The 15,430-nt window shown below is 63.6% G+C and carries 11 protein-coding genes; 5 read left to right on the top strand and 6 right to left on the bottom strand.

Annotation, left to right across the window (positions count from 1 at the left end):
• Positions 1-13: 13 nt before the first annotated feature.
• Positions 14-1,378 carry a glutamine synthetase family protein gene (locus OCX61_RS06560; protein WP_261943092.1) on the bottom strand — a complete coding sequence of 455 codons (1,365 nt, stop codon included), beginning with the start codon at positions 1,376-1,378 and terminating at the stop codon, positions 14-16.
• Positions 1,379-1,910: 532 nt separating this feature from the next.
• Here OCX61_RS06560 and hrpA point away from each other — a divergent pair.
• Together hrpA and OCX61_RS06570 are read left to right on the top strand one after the other, a co-directional pair.
• Positions 1,911-5,816 (top strand): ATP-dependent RNA helicase HrpA, encoded by a 3,906-nt coding sequence (hrpA, locus tag OCX61_RS06565; RefSeq protein WP_261943093.1) that lies wholly within the window; start codon positions 1,911-1,913, stop codon positions 5,814-5,816.
• A 218-nt stretch (positions 5,817-6,034) separates the two neighbouring features.
• On the top strand, positions 6,035-7,156 hold the full coding sequence (locus tag OCX61_RS06570; RefSeq protein ID WP_261943094.1) for a beta-ketoacyl-ACP synthase III: 1,122 nt from the start codon (positions 6,035-6,037) through the stop codon (positions 7,154-7,156).
• A 203-nt stretch (positions 7,157-7,359) separates the two neighbouring features.
• Here the strand turns inward: OCX61_RS06570 and OCX61_RS06575 are convergent, their stop codons facing one another.
• A complete protein-coding gene (locus OCX61_RS06575; RefSeq protein WP_261943095.1) occupies positions 7,360-8,604 on the bottom strand; it encodes a putative porin in 1,245 nt (414 codons plus the stop codon).
• A 260-nt stretch (positions 8,605-8,864) separates the two neighbouring features.
• On the opposite strand from OCX61_RS06575, the gene OCX61_RS06580 reads away from it, so the two are divergent.
• The gene (locus tag OCX61_RS06580; protein ID WP_261943096.1) at positions 8,865-9,992 is read left to right on the top strand and encodes a GNAT family N-acetyltransferase; all 1,128 of its coding nucleotides are present in this window, start codon (positions 8,865-8,867) and stop codon (positions 9,990-9,992) included.
• A gap of 122 nt (positions 9,993-10,114) precedes the next feature.
• Here OCX61_RS06580 and OCX61_RS06585 read toward each other — a convergent pair whose 3' ends face one another.
• From OCX61_RS06585 to OCX61_RS06600, 4 genes are all read right to left on the bottom strand, one after another.
• Positions 10,115-11,947, bottom strand: a complete 1,833-nt coding sequence (locus tag OCX61_RS06585; RefSeq protein ID WP_261943097.1) for an ABC transporter ATP-binding protein — start codon at positions 11,945-11,947, stop codon at positions 10,115-10,117.
• Between the two features lie 62 nt (positions 11,948-12,009).
• Positions 12,010-12,567, bottom strand: coding sequence for a peptidylprolyl isomerase (locus tag OCX61_RS06590; RefSeq protein ID WP_261943098.1), 558 nt, complete (start codon positions 12,565-12,567; stop codon positions 12,010-12,012).
• Complete coding sequence (locus tag OCX61_RS06595) at positions 12,561-13,373, bottom strand: alpha/beta fold hydrolase (protein WP_261943099.1); 813 nt, start codon at positions 13,371-13,373, stop codon at positions 12,561-12,563. Before OCX61_RS06595 ends, OCX61_RS06590 begins: the two co-directional genes overlap by 7 nt.
• Before the next feature lie 13 nt (positions 13,374-13,386).
• Positions 13,387-14,310 carry a LysR family transcriptional regulator gene (locus OCX61_RS06600; RefSeq protein ID WP_261943100.1) on the bottom strand — a complete coding sequence of 308 codons (924 nt, stop codon included), beginning with the start codon at positions 14,308-14,310 and terminating at the stop codon, positions 13,387-13,389.
• A 48-nt stretch (positions 14,311-14,358) separates the two neighbouring features.
• Between OCX61_RS06600 and OCX61_RS06605 the strand changes: the two genes are divergently transcribed.
• Positions 14,359-14,673, top strand: a complete 315-nt coding sequence (locus tag OCX61_RS06605) for a 3-phosphoglycerate kinase (protein WP_152953954.1) — start codon at positions 14,359-14,361, stop codon at positions 14,671-14,673.
• Between the two features lie 110 nt (positions 14,674-14,783).
• Complete coding sequence (locus tag OCX61_RS06610; protein ID WP_027918711.1) at positions 14,784-15,383, top strand: FMN-dependent NADH-azoreductase; 600 nt, start codon at positions 14,784-14,786, stop codon at positions 15,381-15,383.
• Positions 15,384-15,430: the final 47 nt, after the last annotated feature.

Here is a 15,430-nt window from a genome sequence, read left to right on the forward strand (position 1 = left end):
AATGGGGTAAGGCTCAGGCCTGGTGCAGGTACCAGCGCCAGTCCTGTTCGCTGACTTCGGCCATGAACTGGCGATACTCGGCGCGCTTGACCTTCAGGTAGACGCCGAGAAACGCCTCGCCGAGCGCCTCGCGCGCCCAGTGCGAGCGCTCCAGTGCGTCGAGTGCGGTCAGCCAGTCGGTGGGCAGGTGCTCGGTGGCCTGGGCATAGCCGTTGCCTTCGACCGGCGCACCGGGGTCGAGCTGTTCGCGGATACCGCGATGGCTGGCGGCCAGAATGGCAGCGGCAGCCAGGTACGGGTTGGCATCGGCGCCACAGATGCGGTGCTCGACATGCCGGCTGTTGGCCGGGCCGCCGGGCACGCGCAGGCTGACGGTGCGGTTGTCGACGCCCCAGGTCGGTGCCAATGGTGCATAGCTGTTGGCCTGGAACCGGCGGAACGAGTTGGCGTTGGGGCAGAACAGCAGCAGCGATTCATGCAGGTGGCGGAGCATGCCGGCCACCGCCTGGCGCAGCAGCGGGGTGCCGGCCGGATCGGTGCTGGCGAACAGGTTGTTGCCAGCGCTGTCGGCAAGGCTCAGGTGCATGTGCATGCCGGTGCCGGCCAGTTGCGCGAACGGCTTGGCCATGAAGCAGGCCTGCATGCCATGGGCATGGGCCACGCCCTTGACCAGGCGCTTGTAGCGCACGGCCTGGTCCATCGCCTGCAGCGCATCGCCATGTTCCAGGGTGATTTCCACCTGGCCGGGAGCGTACTCGGAGATTGCCGTGCGGGCAGGGATGCCCTGGGCCTTGCAGGCAGCGTAGAGGTCGGCAAGGAACGGTTCGATCTGCTCCAGCTCGCGCAGGCCGTAGACCTGGGTGCTGCGCGGGCGCCCGCCGTCGTTGTCCAGCGCCGGTTGTGGGCGGCCCTGGGCATCGCGCTTCTGGTCGAGCAGGTAGAACTCCAGCTCGCAGGCCATCACCGGGTGGTAACCATCAGCCTTGAGCGCCTCGATGGTACGCAGCAGCACATGGCGCGGGTCGGCGACGCTGGCCGGCAGGCCTTCGCTGGGGTGCATGCTGACCTGCACCGCCGCAGTCGGCACCCGGCGCCAGGGCAGGCGTACCAGGCTGCCATCCAGTGGGTAGGCGCGGCAGTCGATGTCACCGACATCCCAGACCAGGCCGGAGTTTTCCACGTCGTCGCCATTGAGGGTCAGGCCGAGGATGGTGCTGGGGAGCGGGCGGCCGCTCTGGTAGACCGCCAGCAGTTCCTCGCGGTGCAGCAACTTGCCTCGTGGCACGCCGTTGGCGTCGAGGATGAACAGTTCGAACAGTTCGATATCGGGGTTTTCTGCCAGGAAACGGCTGGCGTGCTCTACAGGTGCAAAGTGCATGATGGATTGGCTCACAGGCGCACGGGACCGGCGCACGGGCGCGGTCCACTGGAATCAAACGGCCGGGCTGCGGCCGAGTTGGGTCACAACGGCGTGAGCGAGAAATCCGGTGGGCGTGCGTGGCGGCAGTGCCACAGCGCCCAGAAGGCGAGGATGACATGGACCAGCGGATTTTCACCGGCGCGGGACCGGGCCTTCGCTGGCGAAGGACGGGACGACGGTGGGGCGATGGTCTGGACGGGAGTCATGCCTTTGATACTCACATGCGGCGTAAGGTTGATTAAAGCAGTGAATGGCAACCTTCACATCGGACTTGGCTAAACATATGTACTGTCTGGACTGGCCTCTTCGCGGGTGAACCCGCTCCCACAGGATTCCCTCAAATCTGATTCCACTGCGGTTCCTGTGGGAGCGGGTTTACCCGCGAAAGCGCCGGCACAGGCAGCAGAGAACCGGCAAATCTGCGACAATCGCGCATCCTACGAATGCCGATCATGAAAAAGCAGGCCCACCTGCATCACTAAAAAGCCCCATGACTGACCAAGCCATCGACAAACTGCTGCAAAACCTCGACCACGCCATGATCGCCGAGCGCCATCGCTTGCGCCGGCAGTTGCATGATCTGCGCAAGCGCCCCGACGAGGCGAAGCTGGCGCAGTGGGTGGAAAAGGTCCAGGCATCCTGCGCCCAGGTCACCGCACGCCAGAACAGCGTGCCGCAGATCCACTACGACGACAGCCTGCCGATCGCTGCCAAGCGTGATGAGATCAAGAAGGCCCTGGCAGAACACCAGGTGCTGGTGATTGCCGGCGAAACCGGTTCGGGCAAGACCACCCAGTTGCCGAAGATCTGCCTGGAGCTGGGCCGCGGCAGCCATGGCCTGATTGCCCATACCCAGCCGCGGCGTATCGCCGCGCGCAGTGTCGCCGCCCGGGTTGCCGAAGAGCTCGGCACGCCGCTGGGTGGGCTGGTCGGCTACCAGGTGCGATTCGAAGACCAGAGCGATGCCAACACCCTGGTCAAGCTGATGACCGACGGTATCCTCCTGGCCGAAACCCAACACGACCGTTTTCTCGAACGCTACGACACCATCATCGTCGACGAAGCGCATGAGCGCAGCCTCAACATCGACTTCCTGCTCGGCTACCTGAAGACCCTGTTGCACCGCCGGCCAGACCTGAAGCTGATCATCACGTCGGCGACCATCGACCTGGAGCGGTTCTCCAGGCATTTCGACAATGCCCCGATCATCGAGGTGTCCGGCCGTACCTTCCCGGTGGAAACCTGGTACCGCCCCCTGACCAGCGAACAGGACGAGGAGGGCAACCAGGTCGAGGACGACCTCACCGTCGACCAGGCGATCCTTGCCACCCTTGACGAGATTGCCCAGCACGAACGCAGCGTGGGCAAAGGCCCCGGCGATGTGCTGGTGTTCCTCCCGGGTGAGCGGGAAATCCGCGATGCCGCAGAGATCCTGCGCAAGGCGCAGTTGCGCCACACCGAGATCCTGCCGCTGTACGCGCGCCTGTCGCCGGCCGAACAGCAGCGCATTTTCCAGTCGCACGCCGGGCGCCGGGTGGTGCTGGCCACCAACGTTGCGGAAACCTCGCTGACCGTACCCGGCATCCGTTACGTGATCGACACCGGTACCGCGCGCATCAGCCGCTACAGCTACCGCGCCAAGGTCCAGCGCTTGCCGATCGAGGCGATTTCGCAGGCCAGTGCCAACCAGCGCAAAGGCCGTTGCGGCCGGGTCGAGCCGGGTATCTGCATTCGCTTGTACAGCGAAGAAGACTTCAATGGCCGGCCGGCATTCACCGACCCCGAGATCCTGCGCACCAACCTGGCGGCGGTGATCCTGCAGATGCTGCACCTGCGCTTGGGGGCGATCGACGCCTTCCCGTTCATCGAGCCGCCGGATGGCAAGGCGATCAGCGACGGTTTCAACCTGCTGCAGGAGCTGTCGGCGGTCAACCGCGAGAACCAGCTGACGCCAATTGGCCGCCAGCTGGCGCGCTTGCCGATCGACCCACGGTTGGGCCGCATGCTGCTCGAAGGTGCGCGCCAGGGCAGCCTGCAGGAAGTGCTGATCGTCACCAGTGCGCTGTCGGTGCAGGACCCGCGCGAGCGCCCGCCGGAGCGCCAGCAGGCCGCCGACCAGGCCCATGCGCAGTGGAAGGACGGCGATACCGACTTCGCCGCGCTGGTCAATTTGTGGCGGGGTTTTGAAGAGCAGCGCCAGGCGCTGACTGCCAGCCCGCTGCGCAACTGGTGCCGCAAGAATTTCTTGAACTACCTGCGCCTGCGTGAGTGGCGCGATGCCCATCGCCAGTTGTCGCTGATCTGCCGCGAGCTGCAGTTGGCGGTCAACAAAGAGCCGTCCGACTACCACAAGGTGCACAAGGCGATCCTCAGCGGCCTGCTCAGCCAGATCGGGCAAAAGACCGAAGAAGGTGATTACCAGGGTGCCCGCCAGCGGCGCTTCTGGGTGCATCCTTCTTCCGGCATCGGCCGCAAGCGCCCGCAGTGGGTGATGGCCGCAGAGCTGGTGGAAACCACCAAGCTGTATGCGCGCATGGTCGCCAAGATCGAGCCTGACTGGATCGAGCCGCTGGCGACCCACCTGATCAAGAAGAATCACTTCGAACCGCACTGGGAAAAGAAGCGCGGGCAGGTGGTGGCCTATGAGCAGATCACCTTGTATGGCCTGATCCTGGTCGGCCGCCGCCCGGTGCACTATGGCCCGATCGACCCGGTTGCCTCGCGGGAAATCTTCATTCGCGAAGGCCTGGTTGGCGGTGAAATCCAGTCGCGGGCCAAGTGCCTGGCCGCTAACAAGCGCCTGCTCGAAGAGCTCGACGAACTGGAGGCCAAGGCCCGTCGGCGTGACATTCTTGCCGATGAAGAAACCCTGTACGCCTTTTACGAAGCACGCTTGCCGGCGGAAATCCATCAGACCGCGACCTTCGACGCCTGGTACCGCATGAACAGCCAGAAGGATCCGAATCTGCTGATCATGCGCGAGGAAGACGTGTTGGCCCGCGAGGCCAGCGAAGTCACCGCGGCGCAGTACCCCGACAGCCTGCAGGTCGGCGAGCTGCGCCTGCCGCTGACCTACCACTTCGAGCCGGGCCACCCGCGTGACGGCGTGACCGTACGCGTGCCAGCACCGTTGCTGCCCAGCCTGCCGGGCGAACGGCTGGAGTGGCTGGTGCCAGGCCTGCTGGAAGCCAAGTGCGTGGCGCTGGTGCGCAACCTGCCCAAGGCCCTGCGCAAGAACTTCGTGCCGGTGCCGGACTTCGTCAAGGCCTCGCTGGCGCGCATGACCTTCGGCCAGGGTGCGCTGCCCCAGGCGCTGGGCCAGGAGCTGTTGCGCATGACCGGCGCGCGGGTTTCCGATGAGGCCTGGGCCGAGTCGGTCAACCTGGTCGAAGGCCACCTGCGGATGAACATCGAAGTGGTCGATGGCCAGGGCAAGTTCCTTGGCGAAGGCCGCGACCTGGCCGAGCTGACCGCGCGCTTTGCTGCTGCCAGCCAGGCCGCTTTGGCCGTGCCGCGTACCGAGAAGAGCGAGCAACCGGTGCAGGCCAAGGCCTTCAGCGAGGTCAAGCAGACCGCCCAGCAGAAGATTGCCGGCCTGTCGATGACCGTGTACCCGGCGCTGGTGGAAGAAAACGGCACTGTGCGCGAAGGGCGTTTCTCGACCCAGGCCGAAGCCGAGTTCCAGCACCGTCGTGCCCTGCAGCGCCTGCTGCTGCAGCAGTTGGCGGAGCCGGCCAAGTTCCTGCGCGGCAAGCTGCCGGGGCTGACCGAGCTGGGGCTGCTGTACCGCGAGCTGGGCCGGATCGAGGCGCTGGTCGAGGATATTCTGCTGGCGAGCCTCGACAGCTGCATCCTTGACGGTGAAGCGACCTTGCCGCGTGACGGTGCCGCCCTGGCCGGGCTGGCCGAGCGCAAGCGTGGCAGCTGGGCCGAGCACGCCGAACGCCTGGCCCGGCAGACACTGGAAGTGCTCAAGCTGTGGCACGGCCTGCAGAAGCGCTTCAAGGGCAAGATCGACCTGAGCCAGGCGGTGGCGCTGAACGACATCAAGCAGCAGTTGGCCAACCTGGTCTATCCGGGCTTCGTGCGCGAGACCCCGGCAGCCTGGTTCAAGGAGTTGCCGCGTTACCTCAAGGCGGTGGAGTTGCGCCTCGAGAAGCTGGGCGGCCAGGTGCAGAAGGACCGGGTCTGGAGCGGCGAGCTGGGCAACCTGTGGGCGCAGTACAAGGCTCGGGCCGACAAGCATGCCCAGGAAGGCAAGCGCGATGAGCAGCTGACCCTGTACCGCTGGTTGCTGGAGGAGTATCGGGTATCGCTGTTTGCCCAGCAGTTGGGTACAAAAGTGCCGATTTCCGACAAGCGATTGAGCAAGCAGTGGAGCCAGGTGGAAGGCTAACTTCCTTGATTTGTGGCACACTTCAGTGAATTTGGGGGCCGCTTTGCGGCCCATCGCGGATCAATCCGCTCCTACAGGGATAGCAGCCTTCTGTTGGAGCGGATTCATCCGCGATCGAGGGCGCAGCCCTCGTCGTGAAATTGGTACTAAAGTGCCATTATTCTGTCATATTCCCAGCCAGCGCCCCGTGGCGATGGCCTTTGAGCAGAGGATCGATCGTGCATAACGTCGTGATCAGCGGCACCGGCCTGTATACCCCGGCCCAGAGCATTTCCAACGATGAACTGGTGGCCTCCTTCAATGCCTGGTCGCAGCAGTACAACCAGGACAACGCTGCTGCCATCGAGCGTGGCGAACTCGAAGCAGCTCCCGTGTCCGACGCCGCCTTCATCGAAAAGGCCTCGGGCATCAAGAGCCGTTTCGTCATGGACAAGGCCGGCATCCTCGACCCGCAACGCATGAAGCCGCGCCTGCCGGAGCGTTCCAACGACGAGCAGTCGATCCTCTGCGAAATGGGCGTGGCCGCTGCGCGCCAGGCGCTGGAACGCGCGGGCCGCACCCCGGCGGATGTCGACGGGGTGATCGTCGCCTGCTCCAACCTGCAGCGCCCATACCCGGCCATCGCCATCGAAGTGCAGCAGGCGCTGGGCATCCAGGGGTTTGCCTTCGACATGAACGTAGCCTGTTCGTCGGCCACTTTCGGCATCCAGACCGCCGCCAACAGTGTGGCCCTGGGGCAGGCGCGTGCGGTGCTGATGGTCAACCCGGAGGTGTGCACCGGCCACCTGAACTTCCGTGACCGTGACAGCCACTTCATTTTTGGTGATGCCGCTACCGCGGTGCTGATCGAGCGTGCCGAGCAGGCCACCTCGGCGCACCAGTTCGACATCGTCAGCAGCAAGTTGTGGACCGAGTTCTCCAACAACATCCGTAACAACTTCGGCTTCCTCAACCGTGCGGCGGAAGAGGGCGAGGGCGCGGCGGACAAGTTGTTCATCCAGGAAGGCCGCAAGGTGTTCCGCGAGGTCTGCCCGAAGGTGGCCGAGTTGATCGGTGAGCACCTGCAGGAAAACGGGCTGCAACCAAGCGATGTGAAACGCTTCTGGCTGCACCAGGCCAACCTGAGCATGAACCACCTGATCGTCAAGAAGCTGCTGGGGCGTGAGGTGAGCGAGGAAGAGGCACCGGTGATTCTCGACCGCTATGCCAACACCAGCTCGGCCGGGTCGGTGATTGCCTTCCACCTGTACCAGGATGATCTGGCCAAAGGGTCGCTTGGCGTGCTGAGCTCGTTTGGTGCAGGTTATTCGATTGGTAGCGTGATTCTGCGCAAGCGCTGAGTTTTGTAGAGACTGTACCGGCCTCTTCGCGGGTAAACCCGCTCCCACAGGTACACCACGGTTAACAAGTCCTGTGGAGTACCTGTGGAAGCGGGTTTACCCGCGAAGGGGCCGGGTGCATTTCTGGCAGGCAAAAAAGAGGCGGGAAATACCGGATGGGGTCGGTATTTCCCGCCTCAGCGTGAAGCAGAGGAGCTTGCAGCTTAGAACTTGGCTTCCAGGTCCACCTGCAGGGTGTCGACGTCAGCATCGCTGTTCGGCAGGTTGGAGTAGTCGGTCTTGGCCATCATGTAGGCCGCGCCGAGGGCGAAGTTCTTGTCGATTTCGTAACCGACCTTGAACTTGTGACCGCGGGAACCGGTGAAGCCGTTACCGAAGTCAGAGTCGGTGAACAGGCTGACCACACCATTACGCTGTACGTCGCGGTAGTTGTAGTCCAGGCTCCAGGCACCGATCTTCGACTTCAGGCCCGCCAGCCAGGCGGTGTCCTTGCCATCGGTGCTCTCGGTGTTCTTGACGTACTGGCCGTAAGCCGACAGCGGGATGGCGAAGCCAGTGAAGTCGAGCTGGCCGAAGCCTTCAACCAGGTTGAACTCGTCGGTGGTGTTGCCCAGCGAACGCAGCGCCGCCGAGGCCTTGTCGTTGTCGTAGCCGTAGAGGCTGGCACCGACAGTGACCTTGACGGTGTCAGCCGCGTTGAACTTGGTACCCAGCTGGGCCGCGTACAGCTGTGCGTCGTGCTTGAACTGCACGCCGTCGCCGTCGACGTTGTCCTTCAGGTTGTAGTGACCGATGCTGCCGAACACCTCGGCCGGGCCGGCGTTGGTCTTGTAGGTGACAGCCACGCCTTCCGGGTTGATGTCGCTGTCCCAGATAATGTCGCCCATGCTCACCCAAGGCTGCATCATCTTGCCGCCGATCAGGTGCAGGTTAGGGACGGCGGTCGGGTGCCAGTCGAGGTAGGCCAGGTCGACCCACAGTGATTTCTTCTCGAAGTAGTTGTCCAGGCTCTGGTTGGTCGAGCGGGCATCGGCGCTGCTGCCGGTGGCCACACGCACGCCGGCGTCGACCTGCGGGTTGATCTCGCTGTAGAAGCCGACGCGGGCACGCACGCGCTCGCGGTCCTGGTTGCCACTGCGGGAGATCGGGTTGTCGACGTTGACGTCTTCGTAACGCAGGCGCACATCACCCTTGATCTGGGTCTTGGCGGCCCATGCCACTTTTTGTTCGAAAGCGCTCATACGTTCGGACTGAGCTTTCTGGTCGGCCTTTTCCTTGGTTTCTTTTGCCAGGTCGCCCTGCAGTTCGTTGTACTGCGCCTGGTTGATCGAGCCGTTGGCGCGGAGCATTTCGAGCAGCTTGGCGTCGACAGCAGCACTGGCCGGAGTACTCAGAGCCAGCATCATGCCGGTGAGGCTCACTCCGGTAAGTGTAGAAACAAGACGCATAAGGTTCTCCCTACTAAAAAGATTTGGGGAGGCTCAGCGCCCGCCCCATGTTGGCATGTCTTCGGAAAGGGCCTGACTAGACAGGTTCTGGGGTTCCGGAAAACAGGCGCAAGTATTGCGGGGGGCAATGACAGAATAATGTCTAATTAGTGGCACTGCGGTTAAGTAATCGAGAATGAAAGACGAAACAGGCCGATCCTCATTTGAGCCACGGGCCTCTGTTCGCCGATACTGATGGCCTTGCACAGCGAGTCGAAAACGTGACTAGTCTCTACAGCCTTGCCCATCTGCGTGACCTGCCAGCGGCGACCTGGGATGCCCTGGTCCCCCCTGGCCAACCGTTCCTGCGCCATGCCTTTCTCAGTGCCATGGAAGACAGCGGCAGCGTTGCGCCCAACACTGGCTGGGCCGCCGAACACCTGGTGCTGGAGCGCGACGGGCAGGTACGTGCGCTGCTGCCGGCTTATCGCAAATGGCATTCGTATGGCGAGTACGTGTTCGACCACGGTTGGGCCGATGCCTGCGAGCGTGCCGGCATCGCCTATTACCCCAAGTTGCTCGGTGCCGTGCCGTTCAGCCCGGTCAGCGGGCCGCGCCTGCTGGCGGCCGACCCAGCCGACGCACTGCTGGTGTTGCAGGCGTTGCCGGAATACCTGGGCAAGGGCGGGTTGTCCGGGGCACACATCAATTTCACCGACGCCCAGCTGGATGCGCAGATGGCTGGCCTGCCGGGCTGGATGGAGCGCCTGGGTTGCCAGTTCCATTGGCGCAATCATGGCTACCGGGACTTCCAGGACTTTCTCGACAGCCTCAGCTCACGCAAACGCAAGCAGATGCGCAAGGAACGTGAGCAAGTGGCAGGGCACGGCATCGATTTTCGCTGGTATCGCGGTGACGAACTGGATGAGGTGCAGTGGGATTTCGTTTTCCTCTGTTACGCCAACACCTATGCGGTGCGCAGGCGCGCGCCGTACCTGACCCGGGAGTTCTTCAGCCTGCTGGCCGAGCGCATGCCCGAGGCGGTGCGGGTGGTGATGGCGCGTCAGGGTGGGCGTGATGTGGCGATGGCCTTGAGCCTGGTTGGGGGCGATAGCCTGTTTGGTCGCTATTGGGGCTGCCTCGATGAGTTCGACCGGCTGCATTTCGAGACCTGCTTCTACCAGGGCATGGACTTTGCCATTGCCGAAGGGCTGCAGCGTTTCGATGCCGGGGCCCAGGGCGAGCACAAGCTGATTCGCGGGTTCGAGCCGGTGCTGACGCGGTCATGGCATTACTTGCTGCACCCGGGATTGCGGCGGGCGGTGGAGGATTTTCTGCAGCAGGAGCGGGCAGGGGTGAGGGGATATGCCGAGGAGGCCAAGGGCATGTTGCCTTACCGCAAGGAATAAGATCTTTACTGCCTGTACCGGCCTCTTCGCGGGCAAGCCCGCTCCCACAGGATCACCGTTGCCCTTAGGCTTGTGCGGTCCCTGTGGGAGCGGGTTTACCCGCGAAGAGGCCAGAACAGCACTCAGTCGACCCCGACAAAGCCCCCGGTCTGGTGATGCCACAAGCGGGCATACAGCCCTTGCTGCTCCAGCAGCTCACTATGGCTGCCACTCTCGACGATCCGCCCTTTGTCCAGCACCACCAGGCGGTCCATCCGGGCGATGGTCGACAGCCGGTGGGCGATGGCGATCACCGTCTTGCCTTGCATCAGCGTCTCCAGGCTTTCCTGGATGGCCGCCTCGACCTCCGAGTCCAGTGCCGACGTGGCTTCGTCCATGATCAGGATCGGGGCATTCTTCAGCAGCACCCGGGCAATCGCGATGCGCTGGCGCTGGCCGCCAGACAATTTCACACCACGCTCGCCGACATGGGCATCGAAGCCGGTGCGGCCCTGGGCATCCGACAACTGCGGAATGAACTCGTCGGCCCGTGCACGGCGCACGGCCTCGTGCAGCGCCGCTTCACTGGCGCCAGGGCGGCCGTACAGCAGGTTGTCGCGGATCGAGCGGTGCAGCAGCGAGGTGTCCTGGGTGATCATGCCGATCTGTGCGCGCAGGCTGGCCTGGCTGACCTCGGCGATGTCCTGGCCGTCGATCAGGATGCGCCCGCCTTGCACGTCGTACAGGCGCAGCAGCAAGTTGACCAGGGTCGACTTGCCGGCGCCGGACGGGCCGATCAGGCCGATCTTCTCGCCCGGGCGGATGTCCAGGTTCAGCCCTTCGATCACGTTGGCGGCCTTGCCGTAGTGGAAGTCCACGTCGTCGAAGCGTACGGCACCGCGGCTGACCTTGAGTGGCGGCGCCTGGGGCTTGTCGGTGACGGTGACCGGCTGGGCGATGGTCTGCAGGCCGTCCTGGACCATGCCGATGTTCTCGAAGATGCCGTTGACCACCCACATGATCCAGCCCGACATGTTGACGATGCGGATCACCAGGCCGGTGGCCAGGGCAATGGCACCGACGGTGATCAGCGACTGGCTCCACAGCCACAGCGCCAGGCCGGTGGTGGTGACGACCAGCAGGCCGTTGAGGGTGGTGATGACCACGTCCATGCTGGTGACCACACGCGCTGCCAGCTGGGTTTTCTCGGTCTGTTCGCGGATCGCTTCGCGGGCGTACTGCTGTTCATAGTCGGTATGGGCGAACAGCTTGAGGGTGGCGATGTTGGTGTAGCCATCGACGATCCGCCCCATCAGCTTGGAGCGGGCATCGGAGGAAATCACCGAACGTTCCTTCACCCGCGGCACAAAGTAGTACAGCGCGGCGATGTAGCCGATGATCCACAGCAGCAGCGGCAGCATCAGGCGCCAGTCGGCCTCGGCGAACAGCACCAGCGAGGTGATGGCGTAGATCAGCACATGCCACAGCGCATCCACCGCCTGCACCGCGGAGTCGCGCAGCGAGTTGCCGGTCTGCATGATGCGCTGGGCGATGCGCCCAGCGAAGTCGCTCTGGAAGAAGTTCAGGCTCTGCTTGAGCACATAGGTGTGGTTCTGCCAGCGGATCAGGCTGGTCATGCCGGGGTTGATGGTCTGGTGCACCAGCAGGTCGTGCAGGCCGAAGAACACCGGCCGCAGCAGCAGGATCACCACCAGCATCCAGATCAGTTCGCCGCTGTGTTCGCTGAAGAAATTGGCATTGGGCGTGCCCTGGGCCAGGTCGATGATGCGGCTCAGGTAGCTGAACATCGCCACCTCGATCAGCGAGGCGAACAGGCCGACCACCAACAGGGCGAGAAAGCTGGGCCAGACCTGGCGCAGGTAGTACAGGTAGAACGGCCAGACCTGGCCGGGCGGCGACTCGCTGGGCGCGTCGCGGAAGATGTCGATCAGTTGCTCGAAACGGCGGTACAGCATGGGTGACAAGACTCCTGTGCTACCCGACCCTGGAAGGTTTCACGTCCCTGTGAAACCTGCGGTCAGTCGATGCGTTTGGCGGACTTGATGTACACCGGGTCGGCCGGCACATCGCGCATGCCTTTCTTGACGGTGGTTGGCGAATTGACGATCTGGTCGACCACTTCCATGCCCTTGGTCACTTTGCCGAACACGGCGTAACCGGCGTCGCGGCCCGGGTTGAGGAAGTCGTTGTCGGCGACGTTGATGAAGAACTGGCTGGTGGCCGAGTTCGGGTTGGAGGTGCGCGCCATCGACAGCGTGCCACGGGTGTTCTGCAGGCCGTTGCTGGCCTCGTTCTTGATCGGGGCCTGGGTGTCTTTCTGCACCATCTGGTCAGTGAAGCCGCCGCCCTGGACCATGAAGCCCGGAATCACCCGGTGGAAGATGGTGTTGTTGTAGAAGCCGCTGTCTACGTACTGCAGGAAGTTCTTGGTACTGACCGGTGCCTTCTCGGCGTTGAGCTCGATTTCGACCTGGCCGAAGCTGGTGTCCAGCAGTACGTGCGGGGTCTTGTCGGAGGCCATGACGCTGGTGGCGAAGGCGACCGAGCAGGCGGTGAGCAGGAGTTTTTTCAGCATGGGCTCAATGATCCTTGAGAGGTGGAAGCGGCTGCAAGGAACTGCAGCAGGGTCTGGTTGAAGACCTCGGGTTGATCGAGGGGCGTAGCGTGCCGGGAATCGTCGATGACCACCAGCCTGGCGTGGGGCATCAGGGCGACGTAGCGTTCTTTAAGGTGTATCGGGGTGTAATCGTGGTCGGCGGCAATCACCAGCGTGGGACAGCGAATTTGCCCGATGCGTTCCTGCACGCCCCAGTCGACGATGGCATCGAAGCTCTTGAGGTAGGCGCGTTTGTCATTGCGTGCCCAGCGTTCGGCCATCTTCTTGCGCAGTTCGGCTTGCCCCGGTTTGGGGAACAGCCGTGCGGCCAGGCCCTGGCCGACCGTCTCGACGCTGAGGATGCGCGCCAGTCCCCAGCGCTTGAGCCACCACAACCAGTCGCTGCGGGTTCGGCGCTTGACCTCGGGGGCGCTGTTGACGATGCACAGGCTGCGCAGCCAGTGCGGGTGATCGACCGCGAACTGGAAACCGACCATGCCACCCATGGACAGGCCGACGAAGTGCACCGGGCCGGTCTGCAGGTGTTCGAGCAGGGCCAGCAGGTCTTCGCTGAAGGTGGCGATCTGGTAACCGTCGCGGGGCTTGTCGGAACGGCCGTGGCCGCGGATGTCCATGAGGATCACCCGGTAGTGGCGGCTCAGCTCGGGTACCTGCAGCTCCCAGTCCTGGCTGCTGGAACCCAGGCCGTGCAGCAGGACCAGGGGCTCGCCCTGGCCATATTCCTGATAATGCAGCGAGCATCCTTCATGTTCGAAATAGGCCATGGGCGCGGTCCTCTCAAGCTTGTGGGGGGGCTGCGAAGGGCACGTCCAGTGGCGCAGTGTCGAAATTGCGCAGCAGGTCGATGAGAATCTGCGTAGCCGGGCCCAAGGTCTTCTCTTTGCTCGAATAAAGGTAGAACAGTGGGTGGCGGCTGCCACCCTGATCGAGCGGCAGCGGCTTCAGCACGCCGTCGTGCAGTTCGCGTTCGATCATGTGCCGTGGCAACCAGGCAAAGCCCAGGCCGCTGCCGACGAAGGTGGCGGCAGTGCCCAGGCTGCCGACCGTCCAGCGCTGCTCGGCGCCGAGCCAGCCGACATCGCGCGGCTGGGCGCGACCGGAGTCGCGGATCACCACCTGCAACTGGCTTTCCAGGTCCTGGAAGGTGATCTCCCGGCCCAGCCGGTGCAGGCTGTGCTCGGGGTGGGCGACAGCGACGAACTCCACCGAGCTCAATTCGCTGCCCAGGTAGCCGCCGATGCTGTAGCTGCTGATGGCCAGGTCGGCGATGCCTTCGTGCATCACTTCCTCGACGCCGGACAGCACCTCCTCACGCAGGCGCACCCGGCAACCGCGGCTCTGCGGCATGAACGCAGCCAGGGCGCGCACCAGGCGGGCACTGGGGTAGGCCGCATCGACCACCAGGCGTACCTCGGCTTCCCAGCCTTGCTCCATGTGATGCGCCAGGTCTTCCAGCTGGCTGGCCTGCTTGACCAGGTGCCGCGAACGGCGCAGCAACACGTTGCCGGCCTCGGTCAGCACGGCCTTGCGGCCATCGATGCGCAACAGCGGCACACCCAGTTGCTCCTGCATGCGCGCCACGGTGTAGCTGACCGAAGACTGCGAACGGTGCAGGGCTTCGGCGGCCTGGGCAAACCCGCCATGGTCGACCACTGCCTGCAGGGTCCGCCATTGATCCAGGGTCACGCGCGGCGCTTTCATGTTTGGCTCCTGTTGTCCTAAGCTGCGCTCTTTCAAGGAGAGCGCCCCATGAAGAAATGTTGTGCGGCAATACTGATGTGCCTGCCCCTTGGGGCCATGGCTTACCCCATCGACGTGGAGAAGGACCTGACCGGGGTCAAGCTGGACTACACCACCTACGACACTGCCTACGATATCGGTTCCATTACCCTGAACAACTATGGGCAAGTGCCGGCGGCCTGCAAGGTGACTTTCCGCAACGGGCCCGAGGCGCCGCGGGTGCGCCGGGTCAACGTGCCGGCCGGTAAAAGCGTCGATGTGACGGCCAATTTCAATCGGCAGATCATCAAGCTGCGTATCGCGCTGGACTGCAAAGCGCAATAAAACGGATTAATCGATAGATTGAACCCACTTTTTACGCTTTTTTATCGATAGGTCAAGCCTTAATCTCACCTCCATCGAATCGCAACCCTATTTGCCGATGGAGGCACCCCATGTCCCGCGTACTGATCATCGAAAGCAGCGCCCGCCAGCAGGATTCCGTTTCCCGTCAACTGACCCGTGATTTCATCCAGCAGTGGCAGGCGGCGCACCCGGCCGACGCGATCACCGTACGTGACCTGGCGGTGAACCCGGTGCCGCACCTGGATGCCAACCTGCTCGGTGGCTGGATGAAGCCTGAAGAACAGCGCAGCGCCGCTGAACTGGAGGCCCTGGCCCGTTCCAACGAGCTGACCGATGAAGTGCTGGCTGCCGATGTGCTGGTGCTGGCTGCGCCAATGTACAACTTCACCATCCCCAGCACCCTCAAGGCCTGGCTCGACCACGTGCTGCGTGCCGGCATCACCTTCAAGTACACCCCGACCGGCCCGCAAGGCCTGCTCACTGGCAAGCGCGCCATCGTGCTGACCGCCCGCGGCGGCATCCATGCCGGTGCCACCAGCGACCATCAGGAACCGTACCTGCGCCAGGTGATGGCCTTCATCGGTATTCACGATGTCGACTTCATCCACGCCGAAGGCCTGAACATGAGCGGCGAGTTCCACGAGAAAGGCCTGAACCAGGCCAAGGCCAAGCTGGCTGCGGTGGCCTGAGGGTCAACGAATTCCCATCCCTGACACCTGTTTTTGCTCCTTTGGGT

Origin of the sequence: Pseudomonas sp. LRP2-20, from assembly GCF_024349685.1 — a bacterium.
GTDB lineage: Bacteria > Pseudomonadota > Gammaproteobacteria > Pseudomonadales > Pseudomonadaceae > Aquipseudomonas.

Bases quoted from the DNA above. Each gene is read 5' to 3' on its own strand.
- OCX61_RS06575 (WP_261943095.1), bottom strand. From the start codon at position 8,604: ATGCGTCTTGTTTCTACACTTACCGGAGTGAGCCTCACCGGCATGATG.
- OCX61_RS06600 (WP_261943100.1), bottom strand. From the start codon at position 14,310: ATGAAAGCGCCGCGCGTGACCCTGGATCAATGGCGGACCCTGCAGGCA.
- OCX61_RS06590 (WP_261943098.1), bottom strand. From the start codon at position 12,567: ATGCTGAAAAAACTCCTGCTCACCGCCTGCTCGGTCGCCTTCGCCACC.
- OCX61_RS06560 (WP_261943092.1), bottom strand. From the start codon at position 1,378: ATGCACTTTGCACCTGTAGAGCACGCCAGCCGTTTCCTGGCAGAAAAC.
- hrpA (WP_261943093.1), top strand. From the start codon at position 1,911: ATGACTGACCAAGCCATCGACAAACTGCTGCAAAACCTCGACCACGCC.
- OCX61_RS06585 (WP_261943097.1), bottom strand. From the start codon at position 11,947: ATGCTGTACCGCCGTTTCGAGCAACTGATCGACATCTTCCGCGACGCG.
- OCX61_RS06595 (WP_261943099.1), bottom strand. From the start codon at position 13,373: ATGGCCTATTTCGAACATGAAGGATGCTCGCTGCATTATCAGGAATAT.
- OCX61_RS06605 (WP_152953954.1), top strand. From the start codon at position 14,359: ATGAAGAAATGTTGTGCGGCAATACTGATGTGCCTGCCCCTTGGGGCC.
- OCX61_RS06610 (WP_027918711.1), top strand. From the start codon at position 14,784: ATGTCCCGCGTACTGATCATCGAAAGCAGCGCCCGCCAGCAGGATTCC.